13 protein-coding genes are annotated in these 11,707 nt (G+C 46.9%); 4 read left to right on the top strand and 9 right to left on the bottom strand.

The genetic code is table 11. The annotated features are described in order from the left end of the window. Window positions 1-23 precede the first annotated feature (23 nt). Entirely contained in the window at window positions 24-311 is a 288-nt protein-coding gene (locus ACLIIY_RS17885) for a hypothetical protein (RefSeq protein ID WP_005435960.1), read from the top strand. Window positions 312-427: 116 nt separating this feature from the next. Here ACLIIY_RS17885 and lafA read toward each other — a convergent pair whose 3' ends face one another. The 9 genes from lafA to ACLIIY_RS17840 all read right to left on the bottom strand — a co-directional run bounded on the left by lafA (window position 428) and on the right by ACLIIY_RS17840 (window position 8,581). Then, a complete protein-coding gene (lafA, locus tag ACLIIY_RS17880; protein WP_054824261.1) occupies window positions 428-1,291 on the bottom strand; it encodes a lateral flagellin LafA in 864 nt (287 codons plus the stop codon). 226 nt (window positions 1,292-1,517) lie between these two features. After that, window positions 1,518-2,315, bottom strand: a complete 798-nt coding sequence (locus ACLIIY_RS17875) for an EAL domain-containing protein (RefSeq protein ID WP_086027696.1) — start codon at window positions 2,313-2,315, stop codon at window positions 1,518-1,520. After that, a complete protein-coding gene (gene flhA / locus ACLIIY_RS17870) occupies window positions 2,308-4,398 on the bottom strand; it encodes a flagellar biosynthesis protein FlhA (protein ID WP_041054026.1) in 2,091 nt (696 codons plus the stop codon). The genes ACLIIY_RS17875 and flhA overlap by 8 nt, the downstream gene beginning before the upstream one ends. Before the next feature lie 31 nt (window positions 4,399-4,429). Further along, window positions 4,430-5,557 (bottom strand): flagellar biosynthesis protein FlhB, encoded by a 1,128-nt coding sequence (gene flhB, locus ACLIIY_RS17865; RefSeq protein ID WP_354395549.1) that lies wholly within the window; start codon window positions 5,555-5,557, stop codon window positions 4,430-4,432. Further along, window positions 5,554-6,330: a flagellar biosynthetic protein FliR gene (gene fliR, locus ACLIIY_RS17860; RefSeq protein WP_434529030.1), complete on the bottom strand. Its 777-nt coding sequence runs from the start codon at window positions 6,328-6,330 to the stop codon at window positions 5,554-5,556. The genes flhB and fliR overlap by 4 nt, the downstream gene beginning before the upstream one ends. Then, window positions 6,330-6,599, bottom strand: a complete 270-nt coding sequence (gene fliQ / locus ACLIIY_RS17855) for a flagellar biosynthesis protein FliQ (RefSeq protein WP_005375036.1) — start codon at window positions 6,597-6,599, stop codon at window positions 6,330-6,332. Before fliQ ends, fliR begins: the two co-directional genes overlap by 1 nt. Window positions 6,600-6,611: 12 nt before the next feature. After that, window positions 6,612-7,379 (bottom strand): flagellar type III secretion system pore protein FliP, encoded by a 768-nt coding sequence (gene fliP / locus ACLIIY_RS17850; protein WP_032802164.1) that lies wholly within the window; start codon window positions 7,377-7,379, stop codon window positions 6,612-6,614. Window positions 7,380-7,397: 18 nt separating this feature from the next. Continuing rightward, window positions 7,398-7,766, bottom strand: coding sequence for a flagellar motor switch protein FliN (gene fliN, locus ACLIIY_RS17845; protein WP_005435977.1), 369 nt, complete (start codon window positions 7,764-7,766; stop codon window positions 7,398-7,400). After that, on the bottom strand, window positions 7,763-8,581 hold the full coding sequence (locus ACLIIY_RS17840) for a FliM/FliN family flagellar motor switch protein (protein ID WP_045479799.1): 819 nt from the start codon (window positions 8,579-8,581) through the stop codon (window positions 7,763-7,765). The genes fliN and ACLIIY_RS17840 overlap by 4 nt, the downstream gene beginning before the upstream one ends. A 386-nt stretch (window positions 8,582-8,967) precedes the next feature. On the opposite strand from ACLIIY_RS17840, the gene ACLIIY_RS17835 reads away from it, so the two are divergent. The 3 genes from ACLIIY_RS17835 to fliE are packed head-to-tail and all read left to right on the top strand — an operon-like array spanning window position 8,968 to window position 11,707. Further along, window positions 8,968-10,005, top strand: coding sequence for an OmpA family protein (locus ACLIIY_RS17835; RefSeq protein ID WP_434529029.1), 1,038 nt, complete (start codon window positions 8,968-8,970; stop codon window positions 10,003-10,005). Then, window positions 10,005-11,336, top strand: coding sequence for a sigma 54-interacting transcriptional regulator (locus ACLIIY_RS17830; protein ID WP_434529536.1), 1,332 nt, complete (start codon window positions 10,005-10,007; stop codon window positions 11,334-11,336). Before ACLIIY_RS17835 ends, ACLIIY_RS17830 begins: the two co-directional genes overlap by 1 nt. Before the next feature lie 14 nt (window positions 11,337-11,350). Further along, complete coding sequence (gene fliE, locus ACLIIY_RS17825) at window positions 11,351-11,707, top strand: flagellar hook-basal body complex protein FliE (protein WP_005435984.1); 357 nt, start codon at window positions 11,351-11,353, stop codon at window positions 11,705-11,707.

Here is an 11,707-nt window from a genome sequence, read left to right as displayed (position 1 = left end):
TTCGACTAAAAAGAACGACAGTAATGAATGAATTTGTTTTACGACTGATGAAGTGTGCCCGTGCGTATGAGGCTTTCATTGGCACTAAACTACGCAGTAAACAGAACATTAATGCCGAAGAACTGGCGAACATCCGCATAGAAGCGATCTCTCGATTCCCAGAACTCAAAGCGTATCAACCTCATCGAGGAGTAGAGTCTGCCGAGTTGGAGCTGTTCAACAAGGTTTTGCACAACACCATGCTGAAAGCCGGTTTCCGTATTCCTGCTAGCCACACTAACGAAGCTACTTCCATCTACATTCGTCGCTAGAATTCTTTTCCAAACGCTTTTTTGCAGACAAAGAAAAAGCCTCCCGGATGAAGGGGAGGCTTTGAGCTTTCGGACGAACTAAATTTTGCGCGTTGTTAGCGAATAGAAAGATTCTATTAACGCAGCAGCGACATTGCCATACCTGGCAGCTGGTTAGTTTGAGAAAGAACCGTTGTACCTGCTTGCATTAGCATTTGGTTCTTAGTCATGTTTGAAGATTCAACTGCAAAGTCTGCGTCAGTGATACGGCCTTTCGCTGCAGATGTGTTCTCAACCATGTTGCTTAGGTTTACTACTGTGTGGTCTAGGCGGTTGATTGTTGCACCCATACCTGCACGAGCTGCGCCCACTTCGTCGATTGCTGTTTGGATTTCACCCATAGCCGTTTTTGCGTTTGCTTGGTCTGCTGCAACGTCTGCGCCGCCGCTGAAGTTAGTGAAACCAGTAGTAAGAGTGTCAAACGCTGTACCAACTGCACCGTCAACTGTTGTTGCTAGGCTTAGTGTCTCTGCACCTGAAGCTCCGATTTGAAGAGTAAGACCGCCGCCTTTAACACCACCAGTCGCAAACAAAGCGTCGCCAGCAAATTTAGTGTTAGTCATGATGCTGTTTAGCTCTGTTTCAAGCTCTGCAAACTCTTTATCAAGTGCAGTTTGGTCTGCTTGAGAGTTAGTACCGTTCGCTGCTTGTGTTGCTAGGTCGTTCATGCGGTAAAGAATGTTAGTTGCTTCATCGAAAGCACCTTCCGCTGTTTGCAGCATAGACATACCGTCTTGTGCGTTACGCATTGCAACGTTCATACCACGTGATTGAGTTTCTAGACGGTTCGCGATTTGTAGACCTGCAGCGTCATCAGCTGCTGAGTTGATGCGGTAACCCGTGCTTAGACGCTCCATCGCAGTGTTAAGCATGTTGTTTGTATTGCTTAGCGTGTTTTGAGTAACCAGCGAAGCGTAGTTAGTGTGCATTGATAGAGCCATAATCTGTTCTCCTTGATTGTTCAATGTGGGACTATCGCCCCGCTCACTAACTAGAGGCGGTCGGTTGGTTTTAATGATTAATTGGAAATTTAAAAATTTTTTCGAAATCGCCTAATTTGATGATTTTTGGTGACATCTATTCCAGAAAATCCGCATTTTAAGGCTGTTCAGACATAAAAAAGGGCGAGTTCTTATTGCTGAACTCACCCTTTATCGTCACCCCTGTTTATTCATCGTCGAACGATTTAAACGACAATGAGGTGGGAATATCACTGAAATAGCCGAAGTAATAACTCGCACCAAGTAAGCGGTAGCGGTTGAGTTCATTTTGGCTTGCGACTCTCCCGGCTACCCAAGGAAATTGGTTGCGACGCAGGAAGCGAGCTATAGGTAGGAACGCGTGTTGATCTTGTTTGTTTTCCATGGTGACGGACAGCTTGATCATATCGGGCTCAAACTCAGCGATGCGCTCGAAGTGCGCTTGGCTGGTCGCGATTTCGAACCATAAGGCATACGCGTTGTCTTTCAGTTGTTCAACCAAAGTGGTGACTCGTTCGTGCAGGCACAGGGTTTCATCGGCCTGCAAAGAGGGCACCACATGCTGAAATGCCGCCTTGTGGAACTGAATCATCTGATTTAAAAAATAGCCACCTGCCTGCCACAACAAAGCGTCAACACGAATGGGCACGACAACATTGCTGATAAGGTCGGGATGAAAGGTCTCAAGTTGGAACTGTGTTTGGCGCAGCGCTAAATACAAGCTGTATAAATCTAAGCAATATTGCATTTGCTCTGACAGTTCAAACTGATAAACACTCTGCTCGCCGCGTAGGCCAAAGCGTAGAGTGAGGTGTTGGTATTCCACCTCGCCAGTTTTGGTTTCACGGATGGCCTGACAGGCGTGTTGAATGTCATTGTGTTTAAGTGCATCAAACACCAGTTGGTCGTCGTCCGTGACAATGTGTTGCAGTGCGAGATCGCACAAATAGTCGTACATCGCTTTTGTTGAGATGAGATTAACCAAGGTTTCCTACCACGTTGATCTGTTTGTTTTCTGGAATTTCATTGTAAGACAGTACCGCCAATCCTTGGGTAAAGGTACGTGCGTATCTTGCCAGTAATGGGCGCAGTTGAGGCATGACCAATAAGATTGGCGGCAGCCCTTGTTGCTTCAATTGCTGACGAATCAAAGGCAAGTTCTGTTGGAACTGGCTAAGAATGTTTGGCTCAATTGGGAAGCTATCTAGCATGACAGCGCCTGCGGCTTGAGCTTGTTGTAACGACGTCATCAGCATCTGTTCAAGTTCATCAGACAAGGCGTAGACGTTCAGCTCATTCTTCTGACCCGCAACCAAGTTAACCAAGGTTCGCTTAAGTGCGCAGCGTACATCCGCCGCGAGTAAAATCGGATCTTTGGTGTTTTCCGAAGATTCCAGCATGGTGTTAGCGATGGTGCGAATGTCTTTCAACGGCACTTGGTCTAGCAGAAGCTGACGGTAAACCTTAAGTTGCTGTGCTGGCGTTAGTGCAGCGGCTAAGGCTTCAGCCAATTTTGGCGCTTGCGCCGTAAGACGTTGAGTCATGGCTTCAACATCGTCATGAGTAAACAATTCAGCCAAATTGGTTTTCATGATTTTGCTGATGTGTGTGGCGATAACCGTGCCATCATCAACCACTTGGTAGCCCATGTTCAGCGCTTTCGCTTTGTCTTGATGTTCAATCCAAACCGCAGGCAATTGATAGGCAGGGTCACTGCCTAAAATGCCATCCACTTCGCCATAGGTTTCACCCACAGCAATCGCCATCAAACGTTCTGGCTCGATAAAACCTTGTTCAATCACTTCACCGTTCAGAGCAATGGTGTATTGGTTCGGCTTTAAACTTAAGTTGTCGCGGATACGCACTTCCGGCAGTAGGAAGCCCACTTGCTCGGAGAGGTTGCGGCGAACACCGCGAATACGCTGTGCCAAAGGTGCACCTTGCTCTTTGTTAACCAAGTGTACCAATCGGTAGCCCAACGCAAGAGACAGGGTATGGACATGAGGAATATCGTCCCAAGTAAGTGCGGTTTCTTCTTCCTGCATCGCATGAGAGAGTGCTTCTACTTGGTCGATTTGCGTATCTTGCACCGGTTTTTTGCTCTGTCGCCAACCCGCAAATGCCAATACTGCAGCAAAGGTGAAGAACGCGAGATGAGGCATTCCCGGAACCATACCAATAACAGCCATGATAGCCGCCACGGTAAACAAGGTAGCTGGCGTAGCAAGCAGTTGCTTGTGCATGGTTTCCGACATGCCGTTATCGCTGTCGTTAATACGTGTCACGATAATTGCGGCAGCGGTAGCAAGCAACAGTGATGGAATTTGAGCAACTAAGCCGTCACCGATAGTCAGTAGGGCATAAGTCTTGAAGGCTTCTGATGCAGGCAATCCGTGCTCGAATACACCAATGCTGATACCACCAATGATGTTGATGAACAGGATCAGCAAGCCGGCAACCGCATCACCACGCACAAACTTGGAGGCACCATCCATTGAACCGTGGAAGTCCGCTTCGTTCGCCACTTCTTTGCGGCGTTGACGCGCGGTTTCTTGGTCAATCAAGCCAGCGTTTAAATCGGCATCGATGGCCATTTGTTTGCCCGGTAGCGCATCCAAGGTAAAGCGTGCTGATACTTCAGAAATACGTTCGCCACCTTTGGTGATCACGACAAAGTTAATGATCATCAAGATGATAAACACTACCATACCGACCACGTAGTTTCCGCCGATTACCACTTCACCGAAGGCTTGAATTACCTTACCAGCAGCATCGCCTCCGTTGTGACCTTCGAGTAATACGATACGTGTTGAAGCTACGTTCAGAGTAAGACGCAGCAAGGTCGCGACCAACAGAATGGTTGGGAAAATCGAAAAGTCGAGTGGTCGCTTCGCTGTGGTGCTGACCAACAATACCAAGATCGCTAATACGATATTGAAGGTGAACAGCGCATCCAATAGCAAGGGTGGCAAAGGCAAGATGACCATCGCCAGTACCATCAACAAGACAATTGGAATACCAATGTAGCCTTTGGTGGAAGTTTGAAGTTGTTTTAACCGGTTAAACATACTCTGGTGTCCTTGGGTAAACGCGGGTTAATCAGTGTTGCAAATGCTTTGGAATTGAAAAATGAGGCAAAGGCGTTGGCTCTTTTCCATCCCCTTTACGGAAGGCTTTCAATTGCAAAACGTAAGTCAGAATGTGTGCCACGGCGATGTAGAGTTGGCTTGGTATGGCCTGCTCAATCGCGGTGGTGTGATAAATTGAACGAGTCAGTGGCGGCGAGTTGATGATCTCAACTTTGTTCTCGCGTGCGATGCGTTGAATGTGCATGGCGGTTTCATCGACGCCTTTGGCTACCACAAATGGTGCATCGGACAGGGATGGCTCGTATTTCAATGCAACGGCATAGTGGGTAGGGTTGGTGATCACCACGTCTGCGGTGGGCACCATCTTGTCGATTTTACGTCGCGCGAACTGTTGCTGAATTTGGCGAATACGCTGCTTAACTTCAGGTCGACCTTCGTTGTTCTTAAATTCTTCTTTCAGCTCTTGTTTGGTCATTCGCAGCTCTTTGAGGTGCTCCCAACGTTGATAAGGAATATCAATCACACCAAACAACAACAGGGCAAAGCCCATCAACAGCAGACCTTCAAACAGAATCGACATAATCAGCGAGAAGCCTTGGCTGAGTGGTAGGTTTTGCATGCCAAGCAGTGGCTGAAGATGGTTGTCTAGGTAGCCATATAGAATGCCGAAGATGACTAACACCTTGACGGTGGATTTAACCAGCTCCACCACTGAGCGAGTGGAGAAAATACGTTTGATACCCGAAATGGGATTGAGCTTACTCAGTTTCGGTAGCACGTTCGCCGGACGGAACATCCAGCCGCCTAACACCATGCTGCTGCCAAAGGTGACAATGATGATGACCGTGAAAAGGGGCAAGAGCATCTCAATGATCACCGCCAAGCTCTGACCAAGATGCTCCACCAATTGTTTTGGGTTTTCTAAATCTGCTTTGGTCAGGGTCATGTTGTAACGGAATACGCCCGACATGCTCTCCCAAATGCTATTGAGCTGGGAATAGAAAAACATCGCAACGGCTAAGAAGATAACCGCGGTAGTGAATTCTTTTGCACGAGGAGTTTGCCCTTCTTGGCGGGCTTTTTTCACCTTCTGGGGGGAGGCTTTCTCGGTTTTGTCTTGAGACGACTGTTCGCTCATGCGCCCCCCAACATAAAGTTATTTAAGAAACGAATGGTGTCGTGAACTAACGCGGTATAGCGACTAGGCACGCCAGAAACAGAGATCAACACGCTGAACAAACCTAACAGCATGGTCATCGGGAAGCCCAGTGCATAAACGTTTAGAGAGGGCGCGGCTCGGTTCATCACACCAAAGCTGATGTTGGCGAGCAACATGGAAACGATAGCTGGCAATGCGAGAGCCAACGCAGAAGCAAACATCCACCCAAAGATATTCACGACGCCTTGCAAAGACAGGGCGGTGATACCCGAGCCCACCGGCCAAACGACAAAGCTTTGAATGACGATGTCGATAACCAGTAAATGCCCTTCAAGCGCAAGAAACAGCAGAGTAGAAAAGATAAGGAACATGCGACCGAGAATTGCCACGGACAAGCCGTTAACCGGATCGTTCATCACGGCCATACCCAAGCCCATTTGCAATGAAATTGTCTGGCCAAGCATGGTAAAAACATTGAATAACATGTGCAGGATTAAGCCGAACATCAGACCCCATATCGCTTGCTCGAACGCTAAGAAAAGCGAGGTCATTGAGAACAGTTCGACTTCTGGCATCGGTGGCATCAGTGGTGCGGTGATCACCACAACCGAGAGGGCAAGCAAGCTGCGAACCCAGACTGGAATTAGCGCGTCACCAAAAAATGGCATGGAAATGAACACGGCACCGACGCGAAAAAATGGCCACCAAAGCTGACCTAAAATCACGGACAGTTCCGCAAACGTGATCGCCATCAGCCGATCATCCCCGGAATGTTGTGGAACAAGAAATCAAATAGCTCCATGATTTTTCGCAGCATCCAGTGACCTGCAAAAATCACCATTAGCAGCGTGACCAACAAACGTGGCAGGAAGCTTAGCGTTTGCTCGTTAATTTGCGTAGCAGCCTGAAATACAGCAATACACAGGCCGACAATCAAACCCGGTACGACCAAAACGGCCACCATCAAGATGATCAGCCAGACGGCATCAGAAAATAGGGTAACGGTGAGTTCCGGTGTCATGATGCGCTCCCACTACCCAAAGCTGGCGGATAGTGTGCCGACCGTCATTGCCCAACCGTCGACCAGAACAAACACCACCAATTTGAACGGTAGAGAAATGATCAGGGGTGACAGCATCATCATACCCATCGCCATCAATACGCTGGCGACGACAAGGTCGATGATCAGGAACGGGATAAACAACATGAAGCCGATTTGAAAGGCGGTTTTCAGCTCACTGATGACAAAAGCCGGCAACACAACAGCAAACGAAATGTCTTCCACATTTTGGTCGATAGGCTCGTTGGCAATGCGTAACATTTGCTCCAGCGAGCTTTGGTGGGTTTGTGCCAACATAAAGTTTCGCACTGGCTTTTCGGCCACCGAAAACGCCTGCATCAAGGTGATCTCGCCATTGTCATAAGGCTTAAAAGCATTGTCGTGGATATCGGTCCAAACAGGGCGCATGATCAGTAACGTCAATGCCAGTGCAATGCCGACCAAAACACGGTTTGGCGGACTTTGTTGGAGACCTAATGCCTGACGCAGAATCGCCAAAACCACGATAATGCGCGTAAAGCTGGTGGCCATGAGGATGAAAGCTGGCAAGAAGCTGAGCGCCGTCATCAGCAACAGAATCTGCAGCTTAACACTGTACTCTTGCTGCGTGTCCCCGTCGGAAACGGATAAGATGGTTAAACCGTTGTCAGCAGCCATGGTTGGAAGCGTAAACAACAGCAAACCAAGCAATGCAATCACCAACAAAGGTAATCGACGTTGACTGGCACCCAGAACATTCATCGCACAACCCACCTGAAACTATCGACCTACGCTGTTAAGCGCAGAATCATGAACGTTGATCAGGCGTAGGCCATATTTGTCGTTAATGACGACGACTTCCGCTTGTCCCATTAGAGAACCATTTACTTTTACATCAAGTGGTTCGCCATTGAGTTTGTCCAGTTCAATCACTGTTCCTTCACCGGCTTTCATCAAGTCACCCAAAGGAATTTCTTTGCTCGCCACCTCAAGTGTCACGGTAACCGGGATGCTTTTGAAGAAACTCAAATCGCGCTCAGCAACGGGCTCAGGAGCGAAAGCTTGTTCGGTTTCGAAATCTTCTAATTGAAAATCGTCAAAGTTTAATTCATCGGCGTCGAATGCTTGGTTCTCTTGCGCTTCGCTCATCGCTGCGATTCCTTATCTGGGTTAAAGATCAATACAAGCTGACCGTCTTGTTCTGCAACACGACCAGAGAAAAGAGTTTGGTTACCAATGCTCACTGGCACGGTATTGAGAAGTTCGATTGGCAAAATATCGTCTGGCTGCAATCCAACCACATCACTCAATGCCATGGTTTTCTTGCTCAAAACGACGTTAAGACGTACGGGGGTTGACTCTAGCGAGCGACAAAACGGCTGATACAAATCCGCATCGTTATGAAGGGCTAGCTGCTCAATCAAGGTTTGAATCATGGTGCTATCAAGCTTGAGATGAATGGCACCTTGGAAATCTTCAAACGCGATTGAAAGCTCAGCATGCAGACCGATACCTCGTGGCGTTTCATATTCGCAGGGTTGCCACATTTCTTGCGGCGCTAGCCAGTTGATGATGATTCGACTGATACGCTCTTGAAGGCGCAGGTCACTCGCGGTCAAGCTAGTAGAAGTACGCTCTGTTGCCGCACCGTAAAAACGGTCAGCCAGTTTGATTAATGCTTGTGCATCTCCGTGGATATACACCATGCCACCATCTTGATGCTGATAAGTGGAGGTTTGGTCTTTATCCAATAACGTTGGCGAGAATCTGTGTAGCTCTACTGCAACTAAATTCGCTTCTATTTTGTTGGTGCTGAGCCAATTTTGTAATTCATTGGTTAGGCTTGAACAAGATTCTGAAATCAAACTTTCGAGCTTTTCACGAATGATATGAATAGGTTTGCCTAGCAACTCTACATCAAGCAATTTGATGTCGGAAATAGGCTCGTTAACTCTGCTTTCCATTTATATTTTACCGTGCGTTAACAAACAAAACTGTTTTAACTTAATTGCAGACAGTCTACACAGACTTTTTTATGATCCTTTAGTTTCAACTTTAAAGATTGTGACTTTAGTTCACATGTTGATTTGAAGCTAACCATAGGTACTTTTAATAAAAATTAAAAAGAGTTAGTTTGACTTATAAAAGAGTTAATAAAAAATTATAACAATTATTAGCTAAGTTGTTGTTAATTCGGTCGGTTTATGCTGATGGAGAAAACAGCGGCTTTTTCAATTTGAGCTTTGTAACTCATTGTTTTGTTGGTCTAAAAAAGTCTTTCGACGAATGCTTCTCTAAGCAGCATGAACGATTAATGACCACTTTTAATATTTCAGAATAGGGAATTAATATGATTACCTATGCCAAATTTTTTCATCCAATGGCATATTTAATTAAACCTTCAATGTCAGGGTTGTGTGATAAATACCTGCGAAGAAGAGGTTTGATAATATTTTCTAAAGTATTCCTATTAGCTGGTTTAACTTCACCTAATTTTGCATTGTCAGGTGAAAAAATCACCATACCTATGGACCTTTCTACTTGGCTATATAAAGGAAATAAATTTGAGTGCAACTTAATGCATTCAAATATTCCGCAGGGGAAGTTTTATTTCCTAGCGGAACCAAATAACCAAGTTACATTTATTGCTGACGTTCACAATAACAACAATAAATGGAATAACGTTTTATTGTTTAGTGAGAGCGCTCTTTGGGAAAAAGAGCTTTTAAGGAAAGAAGAGGCTTCTCTTGCATTAACAACAGCAACGAATCAGTTTGCTTTCACGCATGGGACGGAGTCTCTACTTAAAGCAATTACTTCCGGAAGTTGGGTTACGTTGTCACTAAGCGGAAAGAATGATTCCGCCATCAGTGGTGTCACCTTACCAACCATTCAAATTGAAAATGCGTTGACATCATTCAATCAATGTCGAGCGCAGTTGCCGAAGTTGTCGTACTCCCAAGCTCGTGATGTGAACTTGCCATTCCAGTTTGGCCAAAAAATATTGAGTCGCAGCCAGCAAAGCACTATCGCAGCGTTATACAGCTACATTTCTGTCGATGACCGCGTCACCAAAATTCTGGTTGATGGTCATACCGACAATGTCGGCTCTCAATTGGCGAACTTAACCGTATCTCGCCAGCGAGCTGAACAAGTTGCAGAAGCTCTGGTTCAACAAGGTGTTGACCGTTCGTTGATTGAAGTTCGTGCTCATGGCTCGCGATACCCAATAGCAAGCAATAACACGCAAGCGGGGCAAGCTAAAAACCGTCGTGTGACGTTGCGCCTTGTTCGAGACAACGAGCGTGTGGTTGCCAAAATCAACGTCGCTACCAACAACGCAGAAGCAAAAAAACAAACCCAACAAGAGAAGGTAAAGGTTCAATGATGACGAAAACGGATATTTTGTTGGTTGAGCCAAATGAACACCTCGCTCAACCAGTGCTTGATGTACTTGGGAATGCTGGTTATTCCGCAAGACACAGCCGCACTGGTCGCAGCGCGCTATTGGAAGAGCGAGCTTGCATTACGTTGGTCAGCTCAAACTTACCGGACATGTGTGTTCGTGAGTTCGTCGCTTGTCATCAAAAGCAGCGTAATGCTGGCGTGGTGATTGCGATTGTTGACCAAGAGCAGGGCATTTTGGCGGCGGAGACGATGAAGTCGGGTGCGACGGACTACTTGCTTCGCCCATTTGAAACAAACCAATTGCTGAACTTGCTCAAGCGTGTAGAAGCGTTGGGCAAACCACTGGCAAACATCGTTGCCGAATCATGGCGTAGCAAACAAGTGCTTCAACTCGCGCATCGCGCTGCGTGTACCAATGCTAGCGTGCTTATTACTGGTGAATCTGGCACGGGTAAGGAAGTGCTGGCGCGTTACGTTCATGAACAATCGCCTCGTGATGATGGCCCGTTTGTTGCCGTTAACTGTGCCGCTATTCCAGAATCAATGCTGGAAGCGGTGTTGTTTGGTCACGTGAAAGGGGCATTTACCGGAGCTACGAATTCGCAAAGTGGTAAGTTTGAAGAGGCCAATGGCGGCACAATTCTGCTCGATGAAATTGGTGAAATGTCACCAGCGGTTCAAGCAAAGTTGTTACGTGTACTTCAAGAGCGCGAAGTAGAACGTGTTGGCAGCCACAAAGCGATTCATTTGGATATCCGAGTGATCGCCGCGACCAACAAGGACTTGCGTGAAGAAGTGCAAAAAGGCACGTTCCGTGAAGATCTTTACTACCGCCTAGATGTGCTGCCATTGCATTGGCCACCATTGCGTGAGCGCAAAGAAGACATCTTACCTATCAGCCAATTCTTTATTGAAAAATACCAAGATAGCAGCCGTTGTCATCTGTCACAGGATGCCATTGCTGCGCTGAGCCAGTACCACTGGCCGGGTAATATTCGCGAACTCGAAAACGTCATTCAACGAGCACTTGTCATGCGCCATGGGGATTACATCACGGCTCATGATCTAATGCTGCCGATTGAATTGCTGACGCCAGTGCTTTCCGCTGAGCCTGTTTCAAGCTTTGGCCATGTCGAAGCGAAGAAGCAAGCCGAGTTCCAATTCATCCTAGATAAATTACGTCAGTTTGGTGGAAACCGAACCAAAACCGCCAACGCTTTGGGTGTGTCTACTCGAGCGTTACGTTACAAGCTTGCAGCAATGCGCGAACACGGTATTGATTTACAGTCGGCGCTTGGCTCGGCTGCCTAAAAGGAGAAAAGTAGATGGCAAGTCAACCAACTAATGCAGTCTCAGCAGAGCAGTTAATGCTGTCTAAAATGGAGGCGATGCGAACGCAAGCTCAGCCACCTGAATTTGTTGTGAGTGCAAACCCGTTAGATCAACAGACTTTGAATGCACCGATTTCTTTCTCACAAGCGATGACTAATGTGCTCGACACGGTCAATCAGCATCAATCGGTAGCAAGCCAAAAAATGACCGCAGTTGAAACTGGCGCGAGTGACGATTTGGTCGGCGCGATGGTCGCCAGTCAAAAGGCGAGCCTTTCATTCAATGCTTTGATGCAAGTACGCAACAAAGTGGTCATGTCCTTTGAAGATATCATGAAGATGCCGGTGTAA

It is taken from the genome of Vibrio sp. K4 (assembly GCF_051122595.1).
Lineage (GTDB): Bacteria > Pseudomonadota > Gammaproteobacteria > Enterobacterales > Vibrionaceae > Vibrio > Vibrio owensii.
This window is presented reverse-complemented; position numbering and strand designations above follow the sequence as displayed.

Bases quoted from the DNA above. Each gene is read 5' to 3' on its own strand.
- ACLIIY_RS17885 (WP_005435960.1), top strand. From the start codon at position 24: ATGAATGAATTTGTTTTACGACTGATGAAGTGTGCCCGTGCGTATGAG.
- lafA (WP_054824261.1), bottom strand. From the start codon at position 1,291: ATGGCTCTATCAATGCACACTAACTACGCTTCGCTGGTTACTCAAAAC.
- flhA (WP_041054026.1), bottom strand. From the start codon at position 4,398: ATGTTTAACCGGTTAAAACAACTTCAAACTTCCACCAAAGGCTACATT.
- flhB (WP_354395549.1), bottom strand. From the start codon at position 5,557: ATGAGCGAACAGTCGTCTCAAGACAAAACCGAGAAAGCCTCCCCCCAG.
- fliR (WP_434529030.1), bottom strand. From the start codon at position 6,330: ATGGCGATCACGTTTGCGGAACTGTCCGTGATTTTAGGTCAGCTTTGG.
- fliQ (WP_005375036.1), bottom strand. From the start codon at position 6,599: ATGACACCGGAACTCACCGTTACCCTATTTTCTGATGCCGTCTGGCTG.
- fliP (WP_032802164.1), bottom strand. From the start codon at position 7,379: ATGAATGTTCTGGGTGCCAGTCAACGTCGATTACCTTTGTTGGTGATT.
- fliN (WP_005435977.1), bottom strand. From the start codon at position 7,766: ATGAGCGAAGCGCAAGAGAACCAAGCATTCGACGCCGATGAATTAAAC.
- ACLIIY_RS17840 (WP_045479799.1), bottom strand. From the start codon at position 8,581: ATGGAAAGCAGAGTTAACGAGCCTATTTCCGACATCAAATTGCTTGAT.
- ACLIIY_RS17835 (WP_434529029.1), top strand. From the start codon at position 8,968: ATGATTACCTATGCCAAATTTTTTCATCCAATGGCATATTTAATTAAA.
- ACLIIY_RS17830 (WP_434529536.1), top strand. From the start codon at position 10,005: ATGACGAAAACGGATATTTTGTTGGTTGAGCCAAATGAACACCTCGCT.
- fliE (WP_005435984.1), top strand. From the start codon at position 11,351: ATGGCAAGTCAACCAACTAATGCAGTCTCAGCAGAGCAGTTAATGCTG.